This is a genomic window from Dehalococcoidia bacterium (assembly GCA_035310145.1).
GTDB lineage: Bacteria > Chloroflexota > Dehalococcoidia > CAUJGQ01 > CAUJGQ01 > CALFMN01.
The window spans coordinates 13,959-38,062 of sequence record DATGEL010000035.1 but is presented as its reverse complement, the minus strand read 5'-3'; the positions used below and the strand labels follow the sequence as shown (position 1 = coordinate 38,062).

Annotated in this window: 21 protein-coding genes and 1 pseudogene; 13 read left to right on the top strand and 9 right to left on the bottom strand. The window is 70.3% G+C overall.

Features of this window, described 5'->3' with window-relative positions; translation table 11 throughout:
• Nucleotides 1-44: 44 nt before the first annotated feature.
• The 3 genes and pseudogenes from VKV26_06330 to VKV26_06320 form a co-directional block, all read right to left on the bottom strand.
• Nucleotides 45-1,214 (bottom strand): acyl-CoA dehydrogenase family protein, encoded by a 1,170-nt coding sequence (locus VKV26_06330; protein HLZ69515.1) that lies wholly within the window; start codon nucleotides 1,212-1,214, stop codon nucleotides 45-47.
• Between the two features lie 107 nt (nucleotides 1,215-1,321).
• A pseudogene (locus tag VKV26_06325) lies at nucleotides 1,322-1,711 on the bottom strand (SDR family NAD(P)-dependent oxidoreductase).
• A gap of 621 nt (nucleotides 1,712-2,332) precedes the next feature.
• Complete coding sequence (locus tag VKV26_06320; protein HLZ69514.1) at nucleotides 2,333-2,797, bottom strand: VOC family protein; 465 nt, start codon at nucleotides 2,795-2,797, stop codon at nucleotides 2,333-2,335.
• A 167-nt stretch (nucleotides 2,798-2,964) separates the two neighbouring features.
• Here VKV26_06320 and def point away from each other — a divergent pair, with 167 nt between their 5' ends.
• From def to VKV26_06290, 6 genes are all read left to right on the top strand, one after another.
• The gene (gene def / locus VKV26_06315) at nucleotides 2,965-3,516 is read left to right on the top strand and encodes a peptide deformylase (GenBank protein ID HLZ69513.1); all 552 of its coding nucleotides are present in this window, start codon (nucleotides 2,965-2,967) and stop codon (nucleotides 3,514-3,516) included.
• A gap of 16 nt (nucleotides 3,517-3,532) precedes the next feature.
• Nucleotides 3,533-5,035, top strand: coding sequence for an HD domain-containing protein (locus VKV26_06310; GenBank protein HLZ69512.1), 1,503 nt, complete (start codon nucleotides 3,533-3,535; stop codon nucleotides 5,033-5,035).
• 42 nt (nucleotides 5,036-5,077) lie between these two features.
• Nucleotides 5,078-5,431, top strand: a complete 354-nt coding sequence (gene yajC, locus VKV26_06305) for a preprotein translocase subunit YajC (GenBank protein ID HLZ69511.1) — start codon at nucleotides 5,078-5,080, stop codon at nucleotides 5,429-5,431.
• Between the two features lie 89 nt (nucleotides 5,432-5,520).
• A complete protein-coding gene (gene secD / locus VKV26_06300) occupies nucleotides 5,521-8,235 on the top strand; it encodes a protein translocase subunit SecD (protein HLZ69510.1) in 2,715 nt (904 codons plus the stop codon).
• Nucleotides 8,236-8,255: 20 nt separating this feature from the next.
• Nucleotides 8,256-9,065 carry an enoyl-ACP reductase gene (locus VKV26_06295; protein ID HLZ69509.1) on the top strand — a complete coding sequence of 270 codons (810 nt, stop codon included), beginning with the start codon at nucleotides 8,256-8,258 and terminating at the stop codon, nucleotides 9,063-9,065.
• Between the two features lie 308 nt (nucleotides 9,066-9,373).
• On the top strand, nucleotides 9,374-12,784 hold the full coding sequence (locus VKV26_06290) for a carboxyl transferase domain-containing protein (GenBank protein HLZ69508.1): 3,411 nt from the start codon (nucleotides 9,374-9,376) through the stop codon (nucleotides 12,782-12,784).
• Between the two features lie 25 nt (nucleotides 12,785-12,809).
• Here the strand turns inward: VKV26_06290 and VKV26_06285 are convergent, their stop codons facing one another.
• The 4 genes from VKV26_06285 to VKV26_06270 all read right to left on the bottom strand — a co-directional run bounded on the left by VKV26_06285 (nucleotide 12,810) and on the right by VKV26_06270 (nucleotide 15,531).
• Nucleotides 12,810-13,631: an anti-sigma factor gene (locus tag VKV26_06285; GenBank protein HLZ69507.1), complete on the bottom strand. Its 822-nt coding sequence runs from the start codon at nucleotides 13,629-13,631 to the stop codon at nucleotides 12,810-12,812.
• Between the two features lie 42 nt (nucleotides 13,632-13,673).
• Nucleotides 13,674-14,213: a sigma-70 family RNA polymerase sigma factor gene (locus VKV26_06280; GenBank protein HLZ69506.1), complete on the bottom strand. Its 540-nt coding sequence runs from the start codon at nucleotides 14,211-14,213 to the stop codon at nucleotides 13,674-13,676.
• 335 nt (nucleotides 14,214-14,548) lie between these two features.
• Nucleotides 14,549-14,758 (bottom strand): hypothetical protein, encoded by a 210-nt coding sequence (locus tag VKV26_06275; GenBank protein ID HLZ69505.1) that lies wholly within the window; start codon nucleotides 14,756-14,758, stop codon nucleotides 14,549-14,551.
• 5 nt (nucleotides 14,759-14,763) lie between these two features.
• Nucleotides 14,764-15,531 carry a hypothetical protein gene (locus VKV26_06270; GenBank protein HLZ69504.1) on the bottom strand — a complete coding sequence of 256 codons (768 nt, stop codon included), beginning with the start codon at nucleotides 15,529-15,531 and terminating at the stop codon, nucleotides 14,764-14,766.
• A 139-nt stretch (nucleotides 15,532-15,670) separates the two neighbouring features.
• Here VKV26_06270 and VKV26_06265 point away from each other — a divergent pair, with 139 nt between their 5' ends.
• Nucleotides 15,671-16,678, top strand: coding sequence for an LLM class flavin-dependent oxidoreductase (locus tag VKV26_06265; protein HLZ69503.1), 1,008 nt, complete (start codon nucleotides 15,671-15,673; stop codon nucleotides 16,676-16,678).
• An 88-nt stretch (nucleotides 16,679-16,766) separates the two neighbouring features.
• On the opposite strand, the gene VKV26_06260 is transcribed toward VKV26_06265, so the two are convergent.
• Nucleotides 16,767-17,432, bottom strand: a complete 666-nt coding sequence (locus VKV26_06260; protein HLZ69502.1) for a hypothetical protein — start codon at nucleotides 17,430-17,432, stop codon at nucleotides 16,767-16,769.
• 106 nt (nucleotides 17,433-17,538) lie between these two features.
• On the bottom strand, nucleotides 17,539-18,417 hold the full coding sequence (locus VKV26_06255; GenBank protein HLZ69501.1) for a hypothetical protein: 879 nt from the start codon (nucleotides 18,415-18,417) through the stop codon (nucleotides 17,539-17,541).
• A gap of 171 nt (nucleotides 18,418-18,588) precedes the next feature.
• On the opposite strand from VKV26_06255, the gene VKV26_06250 reads away from it, so the two are divergent.
• From VKV26_06250 to VKV26_06225, 6 genes are all read left to right on the top strand, one after another.
• Entirely contained in the window at nucleotides 18,589-19,335 is a 747-nt protein-coding gene (locus tag VKV26_06250; GenBank protein ID HLZ69500.1) for a hypothetical protein, read from the top strand.
• A 303-nt stretch (nucleotides 19,336-19,638) separates the two neighbouring features.
• Nucleotides 19,639-20,016: an iron-sulfur cluster assembly accessory protein gene (locus VKV26_06245; protein ID HLZ69499.1), complete on the top strand. Its 378-nt coding sequence runs from the start codon at nucleotides 19,639-19,641 to the stop codon at nucleotides 20,014-20,016.
• A gap of 139 nt (nucleotides 20,017-20,155) precedes the next feature.
• Nucleotides 20,156-21,028: a sulfurtransferase gene (locus VKV26_06240; GenBank protein HLZ69498.1), complete on the top strand. Its 873-nt coding sequence runs from the start codon at nucleotides 20,156-20,158 to the stop codon at nucleotides 21,026-21,028.
• Nucleotides 21,029-21,149: 121 nt separating this feature from the next.
• Entirely contained in the window at nucleotides 21,150-21,593 is a 444-nt protein-coding gene (locus VKV26_06235; GenBank protein HLZ69497.1) for an iron-sulfur cluster assembly scaffold protein, read from the top strand.
• 355 nt (nucleotides 21,594-21,948) lie between these two features.
• Nucleotides 21,949-22,884, top strand: coding sequence for an FkbM family methyltransferase (locus VKV26_06230; protein HLZ69496.1), 936 nt, complete (start codon nucleotides 21,949-21,951; stop codon nucleotides 22,882-22,884).
• 160 nt (nucleotides 22,885-23,044) lie between these two features.
• Nucleotides 23,045-23,734 (top strand): class I SAM-dependent methyltransferase, encoded by a 690-nt coding sequence (locus tag VKV26_06225; protein HLZ69495.1) that lies wholly within the window; start codon nucleotides 23,045-23,047, stop codon nucleotides 23,732-23,734.
• Nucleotides 23,735-24,104 lie beyond the last annotated feature (370 nt).

Sequence of the window (24,104 nt, the reverse complement as noted above, 5' to 3'; positions counted from 1 at the left end):
CTCCGCATCCCTTTCGCGGCCGGAACTACTTTACGGAACCGAACTCAGAGGCCGCTGCCGCTCATGTCGAAGCCGAGCAGCGCCTTGCCGGCAAGCTCCAGGCTGAGCGGGCCGAGCATGTAGTGCTGCGTGGCGACGTGCACGTCACGGAAGCAGCGTTCCAGCGGGCTCGTTTCGTAGATGCTGCTGGCGCCGCCGGCGTTGTACATCAGGTCCACCGCCTGCGCCGAGGCCGTCGCGGCGTTCGCCGCGGCCAGCAGCACCAGCGCCCGCCGCTCCGCCGCAAGCTCGACGCCGGCGTTCGCGGCCCGCCATGCGTCGCCAAGCGCCTCTGTCCGAAAGGCGCGGGCGGAACGCAGCAGCGCCTCGGCGCGGGCCACGTCGGCCTGCACGGCGGCGCGCTCGCGCAAGAGGCTCGTCTGGCCGGTCGGCGTCTTCGCCTGCGCCAGCTCTTGCAGCGCCTCGATCGCGTGGCGGGCGATGCCGGTACAGGCCGCGCTCAGTGCGCTCGCCAGCAGGCCAAAACGGGGCAGGCGGTAGAGCGGCTCGGTCCGCAGCGGCGGCTCGGCGAAGTCGAAGCTGCGCGCCTCCGGCACGAACAGGTCATGAAAGGCGTAGTCGTGGCTGCCGCTGCCGCGCATCCCCGCCACGCGCCAGGTGTCGATGATCTGCACCTGCGCGATCGGCACAACCATGATGCGCGCCGCCGGCTGGCCCGCGGGTGTGAGGCGACGCTGGTCACCGTCGTAGATGAAGCAGCCGCCGACCATCCAGGCGCACTGCTGCACGCCGCTGCCGAAGGCCCAGCGCCCGTCGACGCGGTAGCCGCCGGGCACGGCCACGGCCGTGCCGCGCGGGCCGTAGACGCCGCCCGTGATCGTGTCCGGGTTGTCACCCCAGATCTCGCGCTGCGTCTCCGGCGGCAGCCAGCCGGCCACGATCGCGTTGCCGGCGCCGATCAGCACGTTCCATGCCGCGGAGCCATCGGCACGGGCCAGCTCATCGATCACCTCAATAAAGGTGAACGGATCGACGAAGCTGCCGCCAAACTCGGCCGGCGTCCACATGCGCCAGAAGCCCGCCGCGCGGAACGTGTCGATCAGCTCGGCCGGCAACCGCCGTTCGCGTTCGGTCTCGTCGGCCAGCACGCGCAGGCGCGGCGCCAGCGCCCGCGCCGCCGCGATCAGATCCGTTGCCGCGCCGGTACTCGTCATGCCGCTTCCTCGCCGGGTCATAGGTGACAGGGTACAGGATGGGCGGCACGTGCGGCCCGGTAATCGGCACGCGGTTTTACCCTACCCCCTACACCCTCATTACACCCTCAACCCTTCGACGTGAGGCGAGCAAGGCGCAGCGTGTAGAGGTCGTCGCGCTCGACCTCGCCGGCGTGGGCGAGCAGCAGTTCGAGGTCATCGGCGGCGTCGATGTAGCGGCCGCCGAGCCCGTCCACGCGGCCGCGGGCAATGGCGACGATCAGAGCCGCGACCCGTTCCGGCGGTTGCCACGCCAGCGACTGCCAGTGCGGATAGGCGGCACGGCCGGCCTCTGAGGCGAGGATGCGCTCGGTCAGCGCCGTGCGCACGCCGCCGGGGTGCACGGCGAAGACGCGGATGCCGCGCGGCTGCACGGCGGCGTGCAGGCTGTCCGTCAGGCGCAGGACGGCGGCCTTGGCAGCGGCGTAAGCGGTAGAGTACGGCCGCGGCTCGAGCGCGGCGCCGCTGGCGGCGGCCGCGGCCGCGCGCGATCATGCCGGGCAGCACCGCCCGGCAGCAGAGGAACGGCCCACGCAGGTTCGACTCGACATCCGTCCACCAGAGATCGGGATCGACTTCCCACAGTTCACCCACGGCCAGGTGGCTGCCGGCGGCGTTGACCAGCAGGTCGATCGGCCCAAGCTCTGCCGCGGCGCGGGCGGCCGCCGCTTCGACCTCGACCTGCCGCGTAACGTCCGCCGTCAGCGCCAGGCAACGACCGCCGTCCGCTGCGATCGGCCGCGCCGTCTCCTGCACTTCCGCCACGCTGCGGGCCAGCACGGCGATGGAAGCACCCGCCGCGGCAAGTGCCTGCGCGATCGCCCGGCCGATGCCGCGGCCCCCGCCCGTCACCAGCGCGACACGGCCGCGCAGTTCCCCGTCGTCAACCATCGTCTCTCTCGGTCCAGTCAGCGACTACAAACCGCCGTGGCAACGAGCGCCCCCGCTCCAGCGTACCGGAGCGGGGGCGTGGAAGGCGCCGCGGCGGTTCGGATCAGGCGTTCGACCGACTGTTCGTCAGAGACGTAACAGACGGCGCAACGTCACGCGGCGCATGGGCAACGATCTCGTCCGCCGATTCAGCCGGCGTACTTCGCCAGCTCGGCGTCGAGATCGAGATCGACGTTCTCGCCCCAGCGGGCGCCAGGAATGCTCCAGAAGACCTCGAACTCGATCCCGTCCGGGTCTTCGCCGTAGAGCGAGAGGCTCATGCCGTGGTTGGTGCCGCCCTTGTAGCAGCCGGCGGCCTGCATGCGCGCCTTCGCCTGCACGAGGTCGCGCACGTCGCCCACCTCCCAGGCGGTGTGCAGCAGCCGCGCCGCGCCCTTGTCAACCGGGCGGGCGTCGGGTTGGGGAACCAGCGCCAGGTCGTGGTCGGCGCCGCTGCCGGGGAGCACCAGGAAGGCCATGCCGTTCGGCCGGCGGCGGTGCAGCTCCATGCCGAGCACATCCTCGTAGAAGCGGATGCTGCGCTCTACATCCGAAACGATCAGCACCGCGTGTTGCAGGCGCTTGATGCCGATACCCGTGTTCGTCGCCGTCATTGCCGTCGCTCCTTCGTCCCGCCGCGCGACCATCTCCTGTACAGCCGGCGTGCGCTGACCATTGTAGCGCCCTGCCGGCTCATCGCCCGGCGCTATCGTCTGCGCCCCTGTTTCGTACAATCAGTGCGGGCGGCGCGGCCGAGCGGCGCCGCGGTGGAGTGTTTGCGGTGGCGATCCGGCCGATTGTGCAACTGGGTGACGCGAACGAGGCGGTGCTGCACCGGCCCAGCTCGCGCGTGAATCCGCGCGACTTGCAGAGCAAGTCGATGCAGCAACTGATCGACGACATGTTCGAGACGATGCGCGACGCCCCTGGCGTCGGCCTGGCGGCGCCGCAAATCGGGTTGCCCTGGCGGCTGGTGGTGGTCGAGAAGGTGCACGACGACTTCCCCGAGCTGGTGCTGGTCAACCCGGAGATCGTCAAGCGCACGGGCGAACGCCGCGTAACGGAGGGCTGCCTCTCGCTGCCCGGCTACCAGGGCGAACTCACGCGCGCCGAGTCTGTAGTGGTGAAGGCGCTGGACCGGCACGGCAAGGAGTTCCGCATCAAGGCGCCGCCCAACTCGCTGCTCTCGCAGGCGCTGGAGCACGAGATCGGCCATCTAAACGGCAACCTCTACATCGACAACCTCGCCAGCCGCGACGACCTGTACCGCATCACGCCCGCGCCGCGCCGTGGCGGCGGTGCCGCGCTGAAGGAGGCGGACGAGGCCGAGTGAGCCCGTCCGCGACCCCATGCGCACCGCCCAGGACGTTTTGAGCGCCGTGCCCGAGCGGCTGCTGCAGGCGCTGCGCGACGCGGCGCCGGCTGACGAGGCGCGCCTCTGGCTGGTCGGCGGCTGTGTGCGCGACGCGCTGCTCGGCCGGCCGAACCACGACCTGGACCTGGCCGTGGATGGCGATGTCTCCGCGATTGCGCGGCGGCTGGCCGGGCGGCTGGGCGGCGCCGCCGTGCCGCTTGACCCGGAGCACGGCACGTATCGTGTCGCCCTGCGCGAGCCGATCGAGGACATCCGTGAGCTCGACCTGACGCGGCTGCGGGCGCCGGCGATCGAGCAGGATCTGCGGCTGCGCGATTTCACGATCAACGCCGTCGCCCTGCCCGTCGCCGACTCGTCTCAATTGCTCGACCCGACAGGCGGCACGGGCGACCTCGCTGCCGGCAGCGTCCGCATGACGTCGCCGGAGACCTTCAGGGACGATCCGCTGCGGCTGCTGCGCGCCGCGCGCTTCGCCGTCGAGCTCGCGTTCACGATCGACGATCAGACCGCCGCCGTGGCCCGCCGGGACGCGCACCTGCTGCCCCGTGCCGCCGCGGAGCGGCAGCGCGACGAGTTCGCCCGCGTTCTCGCCACGGACCGGGCGGCGCAGGGCGTGCGGCTGCTGGACCGGCTCAGCCTGCTCCGCCTGTTGCTGCCCGACCTGGAGGCGGCGCGCGGCGTCGGGCAGCCGCGGGAGCACTACTACGACGTGTTCGAGCACAGCGTCGAGACGCTGGCCGCGCTCGACCTGATGCTGCGTCGCGCGCCGCCCGGTGAACGGCACGGAGCCGAGCGCTGGGCGGCGCTCTGGGCGCGGCTGGCGCACGTGCCGGATGTTGCTGCGCGGCTCGACGGGCTGGTGGCGGAGGGCCGGCCGCGGCGGGTGGCGCTCAAGTTCGCGGCGTTGCTGCACGACGTGAGCAAGCCGGAGACGAAGAGCATCGACCCGAAGACCGGCAAGGTGCATTTCTACGGCCACCCGGACCTGGGCGCTAAGCGCGCCGGGCGGCTGGCGCGAGCGCTGCGCTTCTCTTCCAGGGAGATCGAGCTGATCGAGCTGCTGGTCGCGGAGCACCTGCGGCCCGGCATGCTGGCTTCGCCCGGCGAGCCGCCGACGCCGCGTGCCCTCTTCCGCTTCTACCGCGATCTGGACGGCGCCGTGGAGGAGCTGCTGCTGCTCAACCTGGCCGACCACGCCGCGGCGCGCGGTCCGCGGCTGCGCTTCGAGGAATGGGTCCGGCACGTTGACTATATAACGTGGCTGCTGCGTACGCTGTATGAGGACGAGACGGTCTCGCACCCGCCGCGCCTGCTGGACGGCAACGACCTGATGCGTGAGCTGGCGCTGGCGCCCGGCCCGCTGATCGGCAGGCTGCTGGAGGCGGTGCGCGAGGCGCAGGCCGCGGGTGAAGTGCGCGACCGCGAGGCCGCGCTGGCGCTGGCGCGGCGCGAGCTGGCCGCGGCCGGCGAAGGCTAGTCCGGGGCAGCGGGCGGCGTGCACGGGCAGGGGAGAGACGCCATGGCGATCATGTTCCAGCTCATCCTCACCTCCGCCATCATCCTCGGCGGTTTCTACTTCATCCTGCTGCGGCCGATCTTGGACCAGCAGCGCAAGACGCGGCGCGACCTGCTCGCGCTGGAAGTCGGCGATGAAGTCGTCACCACCGGCGGCCTGATCGGACGCGTAAGCGACATCCGCCAGCCGGCCGACGGCCCGATCGAGCTGCTGCTGGAGCTGGCGCCCGACGTCACCGTGCGCGCCCTGACGACGGCGATTCTCGAACGGCGGGCGCCCGCCGCCGCGGCGGTTTCCGTCGAAGGCGACGCGGCCGGCGGCGAGTTGCCAGGCGGCGCGGCGCCGCACTCGGCATAACGGCGCATCCGGCTTGACGAGGCCGCGGGGCGCGGCCGAAGCTGAATGGGTTTCCCGTCCGCGGGTTGAAGCGAGGTTTGCACCCGGTCATGCGCAACAACACCAACCGTGCCATGCTCGCCTTCGTCGTGGCGCTCTTCGTCGTCGCGGTCTACATCATTTGGCCGAACGACCCGAAGAAGTACCTGCCGGGCTTCGTCCCCTGGCCCAGCGGCTCGGGTCTGCACCTGAGCGGCTTCAAGCGCGAGCAGATGCGGCTAGGCCTCGACCTCAAGGGAGGGGCGCGGACGGTGGTCCAGGCGCAGCTTCCCTCCGGCTACGACACGAAGAACCTGCCCGCCGCCATGGACGAGGCGGTCAAGATCTACGAGAACCGCGTCAACAAGTTCGGCCTCTCTGAGGCCGAGGTCACCAAGCAGGGCAACGACAAGATCGCCGTCGACGTGCCGGGCATCACCGCCGACGAAGAGCGCAACCTGATCGGCAAGACCGCGCAGCTCGAATTCAAAGAGCCGCAGATCGACCCCACCACCAGCGCGCCGAAGACCGACGCCAACGGTCAGCCGCTTTTCACCCCCGCCTGCCTCGACTACGGCTGCCCCAACGGCGAGCAGCCGCTCACGGGCAAGCTGCTCAAGCCGAACTCCTACGTCTCGCAGGACGCCGCCGGCCAACCGGAAGTCGCCTTCAACTTCACCTCCGAGGGCGGCAAGATCTTCGGCGCCGTCACCGGCCGCAACATCGGCAAGCAGATCGCCATCTACCTGGACGAGGACCAGATCAGCGCCCCGACCGTGCAGGCGCAGATCAGCGACAGCGGCGTGATCACCGGCCTCACCGCCAACTCCGCCAAGCAGCTCGTCGCCCAGCTCAACTCCGGCGCCCTGCCGCTCAACTTCAACGTCGTGCAGCAGACGACCGTGGACGCGACGCTGGGCAAGGACTCCGTCTCCAAGACGGTGTTCGCCGGCGAGATCGGCTTCCTCGCCGTCGCCTTCTTCATGATCGTCTTCTACCGGCTGCCCGGCGTGCTGGCCACGCTGGCGCTGATCGTCTACACCGCCGTGGTGCTGATGATCTTCAAGCTCGTGCCGGTGACGCTGACGCTGCCGGGCATCGCCGCCTTCGTGCTCTCGATCGGCATCGCCGTGGACGCTAACATCCTGATCTTCGAGAGAACAAAGGAGGAGTTACGCGCGGGCCGCGGCCTCAACTCGGCGATCGAGCAGGGCTTCCGCCGCGCCTGGCCCTCGATCCGTGACAGCAACGTCTCCACGATCATCACCAGCCTGATCCTGTTCTACTTCGGCGACCAGTTCGGCGCCGCGCTGGTCAAGGGCTTCGCCTTGAACCTGGCGATCGGCGTGGTGATCAGCCTCTTCTCCTCGATCCTGGTCACGCGGCTCTTCCTGCTGCTCACCGTGGGCACGCGGCTGGGGCGCAGCAAGTGGATGTTCGGCGCCCAGCGGCCGCAGTACGCCGCCCGCGCCGAAGAGCTGCAGCGCCGCGAGCCGCGTCGCCTGCCCGGCTTCCTCAACCTGGTGGGCAACCGCAAGTACTACTACGCGCTCTCGATCGCGATCATGGTGCCGGGGCTGATCTCGCTGGCGGCGCCGGGCGAGCGGCTGCGGCCGGGCATCGAGTTCACCAGCGGCACGACCTTCACCCTACGCTTCCAGCAGCCGCCCTCGCAGGCGCAACTCGCGCAGCAGCTCGCCAGCTACGGCTTCGGCGACCCGGCACTGGCGCCGAAGGGCAACGACGAGTGGACCGTGTCGTTCCCCGGCGGCTTCTCGGCCGACCAGTTGCAGCAGAAGCTGAGGGCCGACTTCTCGGTCGACAAGTTCGCGCCGAGCGCCGACGGCGGCGACCTCAAGCTGAAGACGCCGCCGAGCCAGGAGGAGCTGCGCAAGTTCGTGCAGAGCCCGCCGGACACGGTGCCCGCCGTGGTGCGCACGGCGGCCAAGGACGCGCGCGTGCAGGGCGCCTCGTCGGACGAGTTCCTCGTGCGCACGAAGGAGATTCCCGGCAACGTCACCAGCAGCGACGTCGGCCCGGCGCAGCCGACCGCGCTCGACAGCCTGCGCAACGCGATGATCGCGCAGTTCGGCCACCTGACGGACACGAACAACCGCGTCACCGACCGGCTGATCGACAGCAACACGGTCTCGTCGATCGTCTCGAAGCAGATCGTGAAGCAGGCGGCGCTGGCGGTGATCGTCGCCTCGCTCTTCATCCTGATTTACATCACCTGGGCCTTCCGCGCCGTGCGCAACCCGTTCCGCTACGGCCTCTCGGCGATCATCGCGCTGATGCACGATGTGCTGGTGGTGGTGGGCCTCTTCTCGATCTTCGGCCGCCTCTTCAACACCGAGATCGACACGATGTTCATCACCGGTCTGCTCACGGTGATCGGCTTCTCCGTGCACGACACGATCGTCGTCTTCGACCGCATCCGCGAGAACTTGCAACGCGGCATCAGCCGCGACTTCGAGGTCACGGTCAACGAGAGCCTGCTGCAGACGCTCGACCGCTCGCTGAGCACCTCGCTGACGGTAGTGTTCACGCTGGTGGCGCTGCTGCTGCTCGGCGGCACCACGATCCAGGCGTTCGTGCTGGTGCTGCTGATCGGCATCATCTCCGGCACCTACAGCTCGATCGCGATCGCCAGCCAGATCCTGGTGGAGTGGCACTACCACGACCCGACGCCGGGCATCACGCGCTTCCTCAACCGCCTCGGCATCCGCCGGCGGCGCCGCGCCCCGACGCCCGTGCGTCCCGGCCCGCGCCAGCCGGTGGTGTGAGCCGGCGGGCAGATTCGAGAATGAAGGACACTCCCGCCATGCTCGCCGGCAAGAAGGCCGTCGTCGCCGCCATCACCAACCGCTTCAGCCTCGGCTGGGGCATCGCCCGGGCGCTGCACGAGGCCGGCGCCGATGTGCTGATTACCTACCAGGGCGAGCGCACGGAGCGCAGCGTCTCGAAGCTCGCCGCCGGGCTGCCCGGCTGCCGCTCGGCGCCGCTCGACGTGCAAATCGAGGGCCAGATCGAGGCGCTGATGGAGACGGTGCAGCGCGAGCTGGGCGGGCTGGACGTGCTCGTACACGCCATGGCCTTCGCGCCCACCGAGGCGCTGAACGGCCGCTACGTCGACACCTCGCGCGAGGCCTTCGCCACGGCGCTGCAGGTGAGCTGCTACTCGCTGACGGCGCTGGCGCAGGCGGCCGAGCCGCTGATGGCGGCGCGCGGCGGCGGCAGCATCATCACGCTGACCTATCTCGGCGGCGAGCGCGTGATCCCGCACTACAACGTGATGGGCGTGGCCAAGGCGGCGCTGGAGGCGAGCGTCAAGTACCTGGCCTCGGACCTGGGCCGCCAGAACATCCGCGTCAACGCGATCTCGGCCGGGCCGGTGAGCACCGCCTCATCGCGGGCGATCGGCGGCTACCTGGTGATGGAGCATCACGTGGTCGCCGCCTCGCCCCTGGGCCGGCGCATGGAGCTGGGCGACATCGGCGACGCCGCCGTCTTCCTCGCCAGCGATCTTTCCCGCGGCGTCACCGGCGAGAACCTGCACGTGGACGGCGGCTACCACGCCATGGGCACCACGCTGCGGCCGGACGAAGGCGAGTAGCGGCGGGGGCGGCCCTCACCCTCACCTCATCTGTGTGGCCCCTCTCCCTCTCCCAATACTGGAGAGAGGGAGAGGGGCGATCCTGGGGAGGAAGTTCCGGGGCGGCATCGGGTCAGCGGGGGTTTGCCAGCGGCGCGAGGTCGGCGGCCGCGCTCGCTTGCGACGGCGCTGACCTGCTTGATACCGTCCGGGCAGAAGCGAGCATGCAGCGTGGCGGCAGCACGATCCTCCCCGCGGCGGCATGGCAAGTCGCGACGGAGACGGCTGGCTGCCGCGACCGGCGCACGGCGCGGCTACGGAAGGACGGCATGAAGCTCACGTCTCTGCTGGTTGCGAACCGCGGCGAGATCGCCGTGCGCCTGCTGCGCGCCGCCGCCGAGCTCGGCCTGCGCACCGTCGCCGTCTACTCCGAGGACGACGCCGAGGCGCTGCACACCCGCCGGGCCGACGCGGCCCTGCCGCTGCGCGGCGCCGGCGCCCCGGCCTATCTCGACGCCGAGCAGATCGTGGCCGTCGCCAGGGAGGCCGGCTGCGACGCGATCCATCCAGGCTACGGCTTCCTCAGTGAGAACGCCGCCTTTGCACGGCGCTGCGCCGAGGCGGGCATCGCCTTCATCGGCCCGCGCGTCGAGATCCTCGAGCTGTTCGGCGACAAAGTGCGCGCCCGCCAGGCGGCGGCCGCGGCCGGCGTTCCCGTGCTGCCCGGCACGGACGGGCCCACAAGCCTGGAGCAGGCGCGGACGTTCTTCCTGTCGCTGGGCGAGGGCGGCGCCGTGATGATCAAGGCTGTGGCCGGCGGCGGCGGGCGCGGCATGCGCGAGGTCGAGCGGCTGGAGCAGCTCGGGGACGCCTACGCGCGCTGCGCCTCTGAAGCGCGGACGGCCTTCGGCAACGGCGAGCTCTACGTCGAGCAACTGCTGCGCACGGCGCGCCACATCGAGGTGCAGATCGCTGGCGACGGCTCCGGCGCCGTCACGCACTTCGGCGAGCGCGACTGCAGCATCCAGCGCCGCCACCAGAAGTTGATCGAGATTGCGCCCTCGCCCGGGCTGCCCGCCGGCCAGCGCGAGCGCATCATCGCCGCCGCTGTCGCGCTGGCGCGGAGCGTGCGCTACGACAACATCGGCACCTTCGAGTTCCTCGCCGACGCGAGCCGTGACGACGATGCGGCGCCCTTCGCCTTCATCGAGGCCAACCCGCGCCTGCAGGTCGAGCATACGGTTACGGAAGAGGTGACGGGCGTCGACCTGGTGCGGCTGCAGCTCGAGCTAGCGGCCGGCGGCACGCTGGCGGCGCTGGGCATGCGCCAGGAAGACGTGCCGGCTCCGCATGGCTTCGCCATCCAGGCGCGCGTCAATATGGAGACGATGAGCGCGAGCGGCGAGACGCTGCCCTCCGGCGGCGCGCTCGCCGCCTTCGACCCGCCAAACGGCCCCGGCATCCGCGTCGATACCTTCGGCTACGCCGGGTATCGGACCAGCCCGCGCTTCGACTCGCTGCTGGCCAAAGTCATCGCCCACAGCACTCAGCAGCGCTTTCTTGACGCGGTGAACCGCTGCGACCGCGCCCTCAGCGAGTTCCGCGTCGACGGCGTCCCGACCAACATCCCCTTCTTGCGCGGCGTGCTGGCGCAGCCCGCCTTCCGCGAAGGGCGCCTTTCCACGCGCTTCATCGACGACCATCTTGCTGCGCTCGCCGGCGCGGCGACGGCCGAGCAGCAGCGCCGCTATGTCGAGCCGGCCGTGCCCGCGACTGCCGCCAACGGCGCGGCGGCCGGCCGCGCGGGCGTCCGCCTCGCCTCCGACGATCCGCTGGCGGTGCTCGCCTACGGTAAGGCGGCGGCTGTGGCCGATCGCGGCGGCGATGGCGGGGTTGCCGCCGGCGAACGCGACGCCAGCGGCGCCGCCGCCGTGATCACGCCGCTGCAGGGCACCGTGGTCGCGATCGAGGTGCTGGCGGGCGACACCGTTCGCGCCGGCCAGACGCTGGTGATCATGGAATCGATGAAGATGGAGCACGAGATCAAGGCCGTGGCCGGCGGCTTGGTGCGCAGCGTCGCCGTGGCCGTGGGCGACACGCTCTACGCCGATCAGCCGCTGCTTTTCATTGAGGAGAGCGAGGTCGAAGGCGACGAGGCGTCGGCCGCCGAAGCCGTCGACCTGGACGAGATTCGCCCGGACCTGCGCGAGGTGCTCGACCGCCAGGCGCTGACGCGCGACGCGGCGCGGCCGGAGGCCGTGGCCCGGCGGCGGGCGACGCGCCAGCGCACGGCGCGCGAGAACGTCGAGGATCTCTGCGATCGGGGCAGCTTCGTGGAGTACGGCCCGCTGGTGCTCGCCGCGCAGCGCAGCCGCCGCTCGCTGGAGGAGCTGATCGTCAAGAGCCCGGCCGATGGCCTGATCACCGGCGTCGGCCGCGTCAACGGCGACCTGTTCGAGGAGCCAGCCTCGCGCTGCGCCGTGATGGCTTACGACTACACCGTCTTCGCCGGCACGCAGGGCGGGCAGAACCACCGCAAGACCGACCGCATGATCGACATCGCCGAGCACGGCCGCATGCCGATGATCCTCTTCGCCGAGGGCGGCGGCGGCCGGCCCGGCGACACGGACAACACCGGCGGCAGCGGTCAGCGCACCTTCGCCCGCTTCGCCCAGCTCAGCGGCCTGGTGCCGATGATCGGCATCACCTCCGGCCGCTGCTTCGCCGGCAACGCCTCGCTGCTGGGCTGCTGCGACGTGATCATCGCCACGGCCAACTCGAACATCGGCATGGGCGGCCCGGCGATGATCGAGGGCGGCGGCCTCGGCGTCTACGCGCCGGAAGAGATCGGGCCGATGTCGGTGCAGGTGCCCAGCGGCGTGGTGGACCTCGCCGTGGCCGACGAGGCCGAGGCCGTGCAGGTCGCGAAGCGGTATCTCGCCTACTTCCAGGGACCGCTCGACTCCTGGGAGTGTCCCGACCAGCGCCTGATGCGCCGCATCGTGCCGGAGAACCGGCTGCGTGTCTACAACGTGCGCGAGGTGATCGAAACGCTGGCCGATACGGGCACGGTGCTGGAGCTGCGGCCGCGCTTCGGCGTCGGCATGATCACGGCGCTTATCCGCGTTGAAGGGCGATCGGTCGGCGTGATCGCCAACAACCCCATGCATCTCGGCGGCGCGATCGACTCCGACGGCGCCGACAAGGGCGCCCGCTTCATGCAGCTCTGCGACGCGTTTGACATTCCCTTGCTCTTCCTCTGCGACACGCCCGGCATCATGGTCGGGCCGGAGATCGAGCGCACCGCGCTCGTGCGCCACTCGAGCCGCATGTTCCTGATCGGCGCCAACCTCTCGGTGCCGTTCTTCACGATCGTGCTTCGCAAGGCCTACGGCCTCGGCGCGATCGCCATGGCCGGCGGCTCCTACAAGACCCCCGTCTTCAGCGTCGCCTGGCCGACGGGCGAGTTCTACGGCATGGGCATCGAGGGCGCGGTCAAGCTCGGCTTCCGCGGCGAGCTGGAGGCGATCGAGGATCCCGCCGAGCGCAAGCGGCGCTACGACGAGATGGTCGCGCGGGCCTACAACGGCGCCAGGGCGCTGAACAACGCCTCGCACTTCGCCATCGATGACGCGATCGACCCGGCGGACTCGCGCTTCTGGCTGGCGAGCCTGTTGCGTTCCTTCCGCCCGTCGCCACGCCCCACCGGTAAGCGGCGCCCGGCGATCGACGCCTGGTAGGCCGGAGCCTTGTGGTGAGTCCGAGCTATGACCCCAATGTGGCCGCCTCGATCGGCTGGCCGCTGGGCTGCAGACTGCCGCCGGCCGGTTCGAGCGTGACCGCGACGATCTGTGCGCCGGCGGAGCTGCCCTGCAGCGGCACGACGGAGACGCCGTCGCCGTTGAATACGCCGGCGCTCACCGGCTTGCCCTCGCGGATGAACCACGCCTGGTAGATCTTGCCCGCGGGCGCGGCGGGCACGTGCGTCAGCACCAGGTGGCCGGTCCCGTCCGGCGCCGCGGCGAAGGCCAGTTGCAGGCCGCCGCTGCCGCTGAGCGGCGTCACGTGCGCCGCCGCGGCCAGCACCGTCAGAGCCTGCGCCTGGCGGTGGTTCGCCGCGTCCCGGTCGTTAAGCCGCCGCTGCAGCGAGACGTTCCAGGCGCCGAGGCCGACGGCGATCAGCAGCGCGGCCGCTGCCGCCCAGACGCCCGGCTGCCGCCAGAAGCGGGAAGGTCGAGCAGGCGTCGCCCTCGCCGGTACAGGCGGCGCAGGAGCGGACGCCGGCGCTTGCCGCTCGTCCACGTGCGGCACGATTCGCAGCCGCGGCTGGCCGTCGGCCGACGGAGCGGCGCCGGCGGCAGCACCGTCGTTCAACGCGGCGGCGATCAGGTTCTGCTTGAGGCGAGGCGGCGGCTCGATCGCATCGACGGCAAAGGGCAGCAAGGCGGCGACCTGCCGCAGTTCCAGCAGGCTGCCGTGGTCGCGCTGACACGACGACAGGTGCTCCTCGACCCGGCGCGCCTCTTCGGGCGGCAGGGCGCCGAGGGCGATCGCGCCGGCCAGCTCATCGACCTCGCTGCAATCCATGCCCGTCTTACTCGTTCCTTCCCCCTCTGGCACCCGGCTGTCTCAGCGCGGGTCGGCGCGCAGATTCGGATTCTCCAGCAACCCCTGCAGCTTTTGCAGCCCGAGGCGCAGGCGGCTCTTCACCGTTCCCAGCGGCAGGCCAAGCTTCTCGGCGATCTCGGGATAGGTCAGCCCACCGAAATATGCCAGCTCGATGCTCTGACGCTGCTCCGCGGGCAGTTGCGCCAACGCGGAGCGGACCTCGTCGCGCAGCAGCGAGGCGTTCACGTCGGACCACACGTCCTGCACTCCCGCGAACTGCGCCTGGTCCTCCAGGGGAGCCGTTTGCACCCTGGCCGAGCGCCGCCGCACGGCGTCTACCGACCGGTGGTGGGTAATGCTCAGCAGCCAGGTGCGCACGGCCGCGCGCCCTGGCTGGTAGGTGGCGGCGCCGCGCCAGATCGAGAGGAACGCCTCCTGGACGATCTCCTCGGCCGTCTCCGGCGCGCCGATGATGCGCACCGCGAGCGAAAACGCCAGCCGGCCGTACCGCTCGTACAGCGCCTCGAGGGCAGTGGCATCCCGATCCGCGAGCGCTGCCACCAGATCTTCGTCGCTGCGTTCAACTTGCACGGTCTGCACTGCAACAGGTAGTACGACGGGCGCGGCCGCGCGGATCAGCGTCGCCGGCGCAAGTATAGCAGCGAGCTTGCAACGGCCTCGCCGCGCCTGGCCGTGGTTTCGCAGGCGAAACCTGTCCCTTCCCCTCATGTCACATCATGAGAGTCGCATCATGTCAGTCACATCATGTCACATGAGGAAGGGTTGTCCGCCGGACGCCGGGACACCTCGAAGCCCGCCCTTCCCGAGTCGGGAAGGGAATCCGAGCGCCTGCGCGAGGGAGGGACAGGCCCACGGCGGGGGTAGGCAGGGCGGGGTCAGGCCCCTGCTCTGACCGCCTTCCACAGCGCGTAGCCTTCGACGAGCAGCACGCCGGCCAGCACGATCGCGCCCGCGGCCCGCGCCGAGACGCCATGCACCACCGCGGCCGTGAGCAGCAGCACAATCACGACGCCGGCGGCGATGCGCCAGTCGTCGCCGATCAGGAAGTCGTACCAGAAGCGGAAGAACGCCTCGACGTAGCGCATCGCCGCTAGTCTCCCGGGTGCGGGCGCAACTGCGCCGGTGCCGGCGTCTTCACGGGCCGCGGGCGCACCGCCCAGACGGCAAACCACGAGGCGGCGACGAAGATCGCGAGCAGGCCGAGGATCGCCAGGTCCTCTCCCGGCCAGGAGACGCCGAGCCCCTCGCCCGCCCAGAAGGCGCCAAACGTCGTCAGCATCAGCCCGACGGCAAACTTGAGCGTGTTCTCCGGCACGGCAGAGAGTGGCCGGTGCAGCAGCACCCCGGCGCCGATCACCAGCACGGCGGCCACCAGCGCCCCCAGCGCGGCCAGCGGGATGTTCTTCGCGTTTGTGCCGAAGGTCACCACGATGAAGGCCACCTCCGCGCCTTCCAGGAAGACGCCTTTGAACGAGACGGTGAAGGCGTACCAGTCCATGCCCTGCGCCACGACCGCGTGCTGCGCCGCCTCCTCGCGCTCCCGGGCGAAGATCTTGTCTTCGTCGTGCGGCGCCTTGCGCCCCGCCGCCCGCAGCACGGCCTTGCGCACCCACTGCAGACCGAAAACGAGCAGGAAGCCGCCGACGACGAGGCGCAACGCGTCGATCGGCACGAAGGCGACGAGCGCCGCGCCGAAGATCGCGACGCCCACGCCCAGCGCCGCCGCCGCCGCCGCCACGCCGATCAGCGTGCTGCGCCACTGCCGCGTGAGCCCGACCGCCAGCACGATCGTCAGCGCCTCGACGAACTCTACCGCGCTCGCCAGGCCGACCGAGAGGAAGAGGAAGACCTCTTTCATCGTCACTCCCCCGTCGACAGGTGACAGGTGACAGGTGACAGGTGACAGGTGACAGGGAAAGTGTCAGCTGCTCCCGCGCGCCGGAACCCGCTCCCGCCCCTACTGTAACCTGTCACCAGTAACCTGTAACCTAACTCCCATGCAGGCGCCACGCAGCGGCTTCGTCGCCACCGTCGGCACAGTGCGCGAGATCGCGGCGCTGGCCGCCGAGGGCGAGCGGCTCGGCTACGAGAGCGCCTGGGTGGCGGAGACGGCGGGCTACGACGTCGTCTCGCTGCTCACGGCGATGGCGGCGAGCACCAGCCGCATGCAGCTCGGCACGGGCATCGCCGGCGTCTACCTGCGCAGCCCGCTGCTGATGGCGATGTCCGCCAACGCCGTGAACGAGTTCTCCGGCGGCCGCCTGCTGCTCGGCCTCGGCACCAGCACGCCGGTGATCGTCGAGCGCTGGCACGGGTTGCCCTGGAGCACGCCGCTGGGCCACATGCGGGCCTACACGGAACTGGTGCGGCGCCTGCTCGGCGGTGAGCGCATCAAGAGCGATGGCCCCTACGCGCTCAACGGCGCCCAGCTTGTTGTGCCCGCGGCCGGTGTGCCGCCGATCTACTTCGGCGCCCTCAACGACGGCATGCTGGCGCTGGCCGGCGCGATCGCCGACGGCGTGATTTTGAATTTCCCTACGCTGAGCTACGCCGGGCGCGCCATTGAGCGGGTGCGCAAAAGTGTCGCTGAGGCCGGGCGCGATCCGGCAGCGGTCACGATCGCCGCCTTCATCCGCACGACGGTCACCGAAACGCCGGACTCCGCCTTCCTGCGCGAACGCTACGAGCGCGAGCTGATCCAGTACGCGCTGGCGCCCGTCTACCGGCGCGTCTTCAGCGCCGACGGCTACGGCGCCCTCTGCGACCGCGTCAATGCGCTGTGGGCGGCGGGACAGCGTGCGGAGGCGCTGGCCGCGCTCACGCCGGAGTTCTTGTACGATCACACCGTCGTCGGCCCGCCCGCCGACTGCGCCGCCCGCCTGCAGGCGTTCCGCGAGCTGGGCGTCGACAACGTCGTCCTGCTCTGCCTGCCGGACAACGCCGACGACCCGCTGGGCAGCGTGCGGCACAGCATCACCGCGCTGGCGCCGGTCGCGCGGACCTGAACGCGTTTGGTGCGACTGCCGCAGGCGTCCGCCCGGCCGGTCCGGCCACTGCGGAGGCCGCGCCGGCGAGATCCGGGAAGGGCGGCGTCTACGGCGCCGGCGTGGGCGGCGCGGGCAGCAGTGTCACCTCTTCGCGGGCGATGCGCGTGGGGCCGTAGAACGCCTCCAGCCGCAGCGTGGCGCGGCCGCGCAGCGCCGTGACGGTGTAGGGGAAGCACCGGTCGGACGTGGAGGCGTCGGCGTCGGTGTCGAGCAGCGTCGTCGTCGTGTGCCCTTCGAGCACCTCCAGCAGCACGTGGCTGGGCTGGTTGACGTTCAGGCAGACCTGCACGCGGTCGCCGTTGTAGTAGGTAGCGTTCGCGCGCTGCGGCAGCACATACAACTTCGAGACGTACTGCGGCAGCCGTTCCGCCACGGCCGAGGAGCCGCCCGTGCCGCCACGGCCCGAGCGCAGCACAAACACGCCGCCCAGCAGCGCCACCGCGGCCACGGCGGCGGCGGCCGCCCCGGCGACCCGCGGCCAGAGCCGCCGCCGGCGCGTTTCGCGCGCGGCGGCGTCGGGAAAGGCGATGAGCGCCGCGAGCAGGTCGCTGGCGGCAAACTGCTCGGCGACCGCGTCCGTGAAGCGCGCCAGGCCGGCGGCGCAGGCGGCGCAGGTCGTGAGGTGCCGATCGATCTGCTGCCAGTCCGTCTCGGCGCCGCCGCGGGCCAGCGCCGCCAGCACCGCATCGCACCGCTCGTCTCGCGGGTTCATCGCCATCGCCGCCGGCTTCCAGGCGCCACGACCCGCTGCCGAGGCGTCATCCTACGGGCAAGAGGACGAGGCGCGACGCGGGTTTCTTGCAGGACGAACCCGGACATCATCCGCCGCCGCCGTAGCCGCGGTCACGCAGGTTGGCCTCCATCACCTGCAGGCCGCGGTGCTTCCACAGCGAGACCTGCGCCGCCGTCACCGTCGCCGCGCGCTCAGCCGAGAGCGCGGCGGCGATCTCGGCGGGCTTCTCGCCGCCCCAGAAGCTGCGCACCAGCGCCTCGCGCTGATCGCGGCTGAGCTTGCCCAGGCGGCACTTGCGCAGCAGCTCCTCGCGCACCGCGATCGCGTCCACTTGCCGCTCCTCGGCGTGATCGGCGGCGGCAGCGCCGAGCTGGCCCTCGCCCAGCGCATCCAGCGAGGCGGCGCGCAGCGAGCTGCCGCCCGTGGCGCGGCCGGAACGCAGCTCGTCGATCGCCGCGCGTTCGGCCACGCGCGCCGTCCAGCCCCAGAACGAATCGGCGTCGCGGCAGTCGGCGTAGCGGGCGCGCACCGTGGTCAGGGCACGGGCCGCGGCGTCGGCGGCAAGCTGCTCCAGCGTCGTCTGCTCGATGCCGCTGCCGGCCAGCCGGCGGCGCAGCACCGTCAGCGCGCTGCGGAAGAGGTAGCCGCCGTAGCGCACGTCCGTCGTCTCGGCCTCGAACCAGCGCACGCTGTAGAGCTCGTCCAACGCCTGCGCGGCTGTGGCGCCGCCGGCGGCGAGCACGGCGTGCAGGCGGGCGAAGCGCAGGCGGCAGCAGGTCTGTTCGAGCAGGCGCTCCGCTTGCCCCGGTTCGCCCGCCAGCGTCTCGGCAGCGTCTGCCACAAGCGCGGCTGCAGCAGCATGGTCGAGCCGCCAGCCGTAGCGCGCGGTCAGCCGCTCCACTGCCGCGCGGCAGCGGGCGGCCAGCGCAGGCTCGGGGCAGATGCGCCCGCGATCCGCCGTCATCCCGCCTCCGGCGGCCAGTGATCCACTCTCTGCCTCGTGCATCGCTCGCATGACATCTTCGCAGACGGCCGCGGCATCCGTCCCACGCGGCCGCTCGCGCGCTGCAAGAAATGGTGCAACGCCGCGTCCTCTGCTGCTGAACGGGTGACGAACGACGCAGGGAGGAGTGCAATGTTCACACGGCTTCAGCAGAGCTCATGGCCACGGATCGGCCGGCGCGGCCTCGTTGTGCTGCTCATGCTGGCGCTGGCCTTCGCCAGCCTGAGCGCGGCCGGCCGCCACGTCTCGGCCCAGAGCGACCCCGACTGTGAAGACCCGGACACCGTCGCCTGCATTCCCACCACGGCGGCCGGCGGCAGCGGCGGCAGCGCCGCCCCCGCCCAGCCGGCGGCGGCGCCGTCGAGCGCGGGCGCGGCGGCCGCGGCGCCCGCTGCCCCTCCGGGCATCGTGCCGCCCGGTCCTATCTGCCCGGTGCCGCCCGGCCCGCCGCTGCCGGTCGGACCCGGCGCGGCAGCAGCGCCCGCGCCGCCCCCGGTAAGCGGCTACTTCCCCTGCTTCAATGACATTTACGGCACGATCAACCGCGCGAACCTCGCCTACGCCCGCGCCATGCGCTCGCTCGACGCCTCACAGTTGCGGTTGTACTGGGGCCAGGACGCGCTGCAGGATCTGCTGAGCCAGATCGGCCAGTTGCGGGCCACGGGCAGCTACCGCGTGCTGCGGCTGCAGAGCATCCAGCTGATCGAACAGTCGGTGGGGCCGAACTACGCCTGGGTACACACCAGCGAGCACTGGATCGCGCAGACCTGGTCGTACGACGGCTATGAGTACGACTCGGCCGACGCCTGGTACGACAACCAGTACTACCTCTACCGCGTCGGCGAGCGCTGGCTGATCGGCTCGGACATCGTCAGCTAGGCAGGCGCCGGCCGGACAAAGACGAAGCCCCGGGCCGCGATCCAGGCGGCCCGGGGCAGCGATCGTCGCAAGACAGGGCCAGGGAGAGCACCGGCTCCGGCGACCAGGGGGCGGACCTGCCGCCGGACCTGAGCCTCGCCGCTGGCTGTTATTGCCTTGCATCTCTATTATTATTGCATAACAGGCCAAGTCAAGCGGTCTGGTGCTGCGATTTTGTTGCAGAATGCTGGGCGAGGCGACCGAGCGTGAGCCGGCGTGGCGTGGTACGGTGGGGCCAGCGAGCCATGCCGCAGGAGCGCCGCCATGACCGGCCCGCGCGAGGCCTCTCCGCTGGCAGCCGCCCTCTTCACCGTGACGCCCGTCGCCGCCGAGCAGGCGCGCCGCGTGCTGCACGAGCGCGGCCGGCCGGACGCCACGCTGCGCGTCTTCCTCGCCGCCAGGCGGGGCAACGGCTTTCAGTACGGGCTTGCCCTCGCCGGCGAACCAGAAGCCGACGACCTGGCAATCGAAGCGGGCGGCGTGCGCTTCATCGTCGACCTGGTCTCGGCGCCCTTCCTCAGCGGCGTCACCGTGGATTATGTCGCGCACGCGCAGGGTCGGGGCTTTGTGATCAGCGGCCCCGCGGGCGGCGCCGGCGGCTGCGCCTGCGGCCGCGGCGGCTGCGGCTGCGGCCGGCGCTGAGCCGCCGTCCGGCCGAGAAAAGGGCGCAACGGGTTGCGCGTTCGTTCGCCCGCGTGAATACTTGAGTTTGTTGCTATACTTGGTAGAGAAACGGTTGCCGGTGTGCGCCGGCGGCGAGTTTTCGAGTGAGGAGTCTGTCATGGTCTCTGGTAACGGCTACGCGCACCCCGAGGTGCTGGTCAGCACCGACTGGGTGGCGCAGCACCACGCCGACCCCGGTATCCGCATCGTCGAGTCCGACGAAGACGTGCTGCTCTACGACCTGGGCCACGTGCCCGGCGCCGTCAAGGTCGACTGGCACACCGATTTGCAAGACGCCACGATGCGCGAGTTCATCGCGCCGCAGCAGTTCGCCCAGCTCATGAGCCGCCTGGGCATCAGCAACGACACCACGGTGATCATCTACGGCGACAAGAACAACTGGTGGGCCGCCTACGCCTACTGGTTCTTCCGCTACAACGGCCACAAGAACCTGAAGATCATGAACGGCGGGCGCAAGAAGTGGGTGGACGAGGGGCGTGAGCTCTCCAAGGACACGCCCGGCTACCCGGCGACGCAGTACACGCCCGGCCAGCAGGACGCCGCCATCCGCGCCTTCCGCGACGACGTGCTCAAGCACATCGGCTACAGCGGCCGGCAGAAGACGGGCGAAGGCAAGCCGCTGGTGGACGTGCGCTCGCCCGGCGAGTTCAGCGGCGAGCTGCTGCACATGCCGGACTACCCGCAGGAAGGGGCGCTGCGCGGCGGACACATCCCCGGCGCCAGGAACATCCCCTGGGGCCGCGCCGTGGCCGAAGACGGCACCTTCAAGAGCGCGGCCGAGCTGAAGGAGCTGTACGGCGGACAGGGCATCAGCGGCGACAAGGACATCGTCGCCTACTGCCGCATCGGCGAGCGCTCAAGCCACACCTGGTTCGTGCTGCACGAGCTTCTGGGCTACCCGCGGGTGCGCAACTACGACGGCTCCTGGACCGAGTGGGGCAACGTGATCGGCGTGCCGATCGAGAAGTAGGCAGAACCAGAGCACGCCGGAGGGCTTCCGGCAGTAGGCAGCGGCCGTCGAGAGGTGGCATCATGCTCTCGACCGCCGCTGCCGGTTTTTCCCAGGGCAAGGCCGAGATCAGGACAGCATCATGGACATGGACCGGCAGGAACGGATCGAGTTCCTGCGCGAACACTACGAACACCCGCACAAGCGCGGCGCCATGCCGGCCGCCGACGCCGAAGTCGAGGGCGGCAACCCCGGCTGCGGCGACATCGTGCGCATTTACCTTAGCGTCGGCGACGACGGCAAGACGATCACGGACGTGCACTTCACCGGCGAGGGCTGCACCATCAGCCAGGCCTCGGCCAGCATCCTCATGGAGCTGATGGACGAAGACGGCAGGCCGCTCACGCTGGAAGACGTGGCCGAGATGGACTTCAGCGGCATGCAGGAGATCCTGGGCGAGGAGACGGTGAAGCTGCGGCCGCGCTGCGCCATGCTCTCGCTCAGCACGCTGAAGGCCGCCGTGCGCAAGTACCAGCGCGAACGGCTGATGCGCGAGCACGGCCTCGACCCGAACGCGGCGCGATAGTAGGGTCCTCGGCAGGTCTCAGCACCTCCGCAGGGGAACAGATCTGTCGCCGCCGATCAGATCGACGCCCGCCGGCTACGACGCGGCCAACAACGCAATCTCAGGCGGCCGCCACCGCGGCTGTACTTGTTGCAAACTCTGCGCCCATCCTGATCGCCTACCATGACCATACTGCGCGGTGTGCAACAAGGCACGGTATTCGTCTGACCGTGTTGCGGGTTGCAGCGAGAGCTGCTGAGATACACACGCGGTAACCTGCCGGTGTGTACGCGAAAGTCCCCGGCCCCGACACCTTTGCGATTCGCCGCCACGAGGCGCACTGCGCCAGGGCGATCATCCCCCGAGGCATCACCTCATGAAACGTGCCGCCGTCCGCTGGCTCGCGATGCAGAAACGTGGCGCACTGCGTCGAGCAATTATCTGCCGATGGCGGCTGGCAGATTCGCCACTCATCGACTCCGGCCCACTGCGCTTGCCGATGCGCTGGGTCGGTAATCGCTTCGATCCTTGGGCGGCGCGGTCTGCCTACACCACGGCGCCGCATCGCATTCACGGCGTGCAGCTGGCCATGACGCGACCTGACGCCAACGCACGCGGTGGTGAGTTTCATATGGCGTTGGGCACGTATGAATGTAGAGAGATCGACTATATACGTTCCGTTCTACGTCCCGGAGACGGATTTCTCGATATTGGCGCCCATATTGGCTACTATTCGCTCGTCGCGGCGTCGGTGGTAGGCGCCACAGGCACGGTAGTCGCCTTCGAGCCGACCCGGCGCTCGGCCGAATTATTGCGATATAATGCCGACTTGAACGGATATCCGTGGATGAAGGTTGTAGATGCGGCGGCAGCTCGAAGTGATGGCGAGATCGCATTGAACATCAATGATGTCACGCCAATGTGGAACTCGATCGCCGACACGAACGCCGGAAGCTCCGGCCAGTATGAGATTGTGTCAGCACGAAGCGTGGATTCTGTGATGGCAGAGCTTAACTGGCCAGCCATTTCAGGAATTAAGCTGGATGTTGAAGGATTCGAACTGGATGTTCTCGAATCCAGTATACAGACACTTACCCGCAACGAAGGTGCGTTCGTGCTCTTCGAGGCCGCCGGTCCTCCGTTACGCGCTGATACATCAGGTGAACTTGCGGTTCTGCACTTCTTTGAGTCGCGGGGCTACACGTTGCATTTCATTGGTTGGCACGCCAGACTCGAGGACACCACAGCCCAGCACATCTTGAGACGGCTCACCAGGCGCCCCTTGTTCAACGTGGTCGCCAAACGCCTGTAATGCGGCGGCGGCCGGTGTGGTCACGTGCCGCATCGGGGAGATCACGCCGAGCCGGCCTCGGACGATGCCGGCGGAACAGCTAAGAGGTTGCATCGCGCGACGCCGGATCAGCGCCTCCTCCCATGCGCTGCACGAGATGAGCAGAGGAGAGGTTGAGGTCATGCGCGCCCTTCCCAGCGACTACGACAGCAATCCGGAACGCTGGCGCATCAACGAAGAAGCCCTCGCCGCCTACGGGCTGGCGGGCGATGTGCATCCGCGCATCGCGCAGCGTTTCGCGGAGGCCGGCGCCGGCACGGTGCTGGACGTGGGCTGCGCCGACGGCCGGCTGCGCCTCTGCCTGCCTGCGGGCATGCGCTGGGTCGGCCTCGACTTCTCACCTACGCAGCTACGGCGCGGCGCGGGCGAGCGCCTGCAGGGCGAGGCGACGCGGCTGCCGTTCCGCGACGCCAGCTTCGACGGCGTGGCCGCGCTCTACATGCTCTATCACGTGGACGATCCGGCGACGGCCCTGCGCGAGGCGGCGCGCGTGCTGCGACCGGGCGGCCTCTTCGCCGCCGCTGCGCCCAGCCGCTTCGACGCGCCGGAGATGGCCCCGCTGTTGCCGCCGGAGCCGCCGCTCAGCTTCGACGCGGAGAACGGCCCGGAACGGCTGTGCGCGGTCTTTGCCGAGGTCGAGGTCGAGCGCTGGGACGGGCCGTTTACCCGCCTGCCCGACGCCGAGGCGGTGAGCCGCTACCTGATCGGCCATCTTGTCGCGCCGGCGCTGGCGGCGGAGGTGGCGGCGCGCGTGGAGACGCCGCTTACCCTGACCAAGCGCGGGGCGATGCTCTTCGCCCGCACCGCCTGACCCTGCCGAGCCTGCACCGCGGCCGCGGCTGGGCGCCAGCCGCGCCGCCCTGGAGTCGGCCTGGGAACCGCTCACCCGGGCGCAGGTGGCCGCACGCGTGGGGCAACGACCGGCTGCTTCTGGGCCCCGGACATGATCGATACGATCGATCTGGATGGCCCAGCGGCTGCCCTCTCTCCCACTCGCGCTTGGCCCGGCGCGGATCTCCAAGCCGCGGTGCAAGGGCGAGAGGGCAGGGAGAGCGGATCGCTTTCCAAGTTCCCTCTCGCCGCCCTCCTCAGGCTCCGGAGCATCTGGCAAGCCAGATTGCGATCCAATCAGTCGCTTTCCGGCCGCATGGCGAACCTTGTTCGGCATACTATGGTGTCCA

What these genes read in the sequence shown, in the direction of transcription:
- VKV26_06230 (HLZ69496.1), top strand. Translation starts at nt 21,949, where the DNA reads ATGAAACGTGCCGCCGTCCGCTGGCTCGCGATGCAGAAACGTGGCGCA.
- yajC (HLZ69511.1), top strand. Translation starts at nt 5,078, where the DNA reads ATGGCGATCATGTTCCAGCTCATCCTCACCTCCGCCATCATCCTCGGC.
- VKV26_06290 (HLZ69508.1), top strand. Translation starts at nt 9,374, where the DNA reads ATGAAGCTCACGTCTCTGCTGGTTGCGAACCGCGGCGAGATCGCCGTG.
- VKV26_06330 (HLZ69515.1), bottom strand. Translation starts at nt 1,214, where the DNA reads ATGACGAGTACCGGCGCGGCAACGGATCTGATCGCGGCGGCGCGGGCG.
- VKV26_06265 (HLZ69503.1), top strand. Translation starts at nt 15,671, where the DNA reads ATGCAGGCGCCACGCAGCGGCTTCGTCGCCACCGTCGGCACAGTGCGC.
- secD (HLZ69510.1), top strand. Translation starts at nt 5,521, where the DNA reads ATGCGCAACAACACCAACCGTGCCATGCTCGCCTTCGTCGTGGCGCTC.
- VKV26_06295 (HLZ69509.1), top strand. Translation starts at nt 8,256, where the DNA reads ATGAAGGACACTCCCGCCATGCTCGCCGGCAAGAAGGCCGTCGTCGCC.
- VKV26_06240 (HLZ69498.1), top strand. Translation starts at nt 20,156, where the DNA reads ATGGTCTCTGGTAACGGCTACGCGCACCCCGAGGTGCTGGTCAGCACC.
- VKV26_06270 (HLZ69504.1), bottom strand. Translation starts at nt 15,531, where the DNA reads ATGAAAGAGGTCTTCCTCTTCCTCTCGGTCGGCCTGGCGAGCGCGGTA.
- VKV26_06225 (HLZ69495.1), top strand. Translation starts at nt 23,045, where the DNA reads ATGCGCGCCCTTCCCAGCGACTACGACAGCAATCCGGAACGCTGGCGC.
- VKV26_06235 (HLZ69497.1), top strand. Translation starts at nt 21,150, where the DNA reads ATGGACATGGACCGGCAGGAACGGATCGAGTTCCTGCGCGAACACTAC.
- VKV26_06275 (HLZ69505.1), bottom strand. Translation starts at nt 14,758, where the DNA reads ATGCGCTACGTCGAGGCGTTCTTCCGCTTCTGGTACGACTTCCTGATC.
- VKV26_06310 (HLZ69512.1), top strand. Translation starts at nt 3,533, where the DNA reads ATGCGCACCGCCCAGGACGTTTTGAGCGCCGTGCCCGAGCGGCTGCTG.
- VKV26_06285 (HLZ69507.1), bottom strand. Translation starts at nt 13,631, where the DNA reads ATGGATTGCAGCGAGGTCGATGAGCTGGCCGGCGCGATCGCCCTCGGC.
- VKV26_06245 (HLZ69499.1), top strand. Translation starts at nt 19,639, where the DNA reads ATGACCGGCCCGCGCGAGGCCTCTCCGCTGGCAGCCGCCCTCTTCACC.
- VKV26_06260 (HLZ69502.1), bottom strand. Translation starts at nt 17,432, where the DNA reads ATGAACCCGCGAGACGAGCGGTGCGATGCGGTGCTGGCGGCGCTGGCC.
- VKV26_06255 (HLZ69501.1), bottom strand. Translation starts at nt 18,417, where the DNA reads ATGACGGCGGATCGCGGGCGCATCTGCCCCGAGCCTGCGCTGGCCGCC.
- VKV26_06320 (HLZ69514.1), bottom strand. Translation starts at nt 2,797, where the DNA reads ATGACGGCGACGAACACGGGTATCGGCATCAAGCGCCTGCAACACGCG.
- VKV26_06250 (HLZ69500.1), top strand. Translation starts at nt 18,589, where the DNA reads ATGTTCACACGGCTTCAGCAGAGCTCATGGCCACGGATCGGCCGGCGC.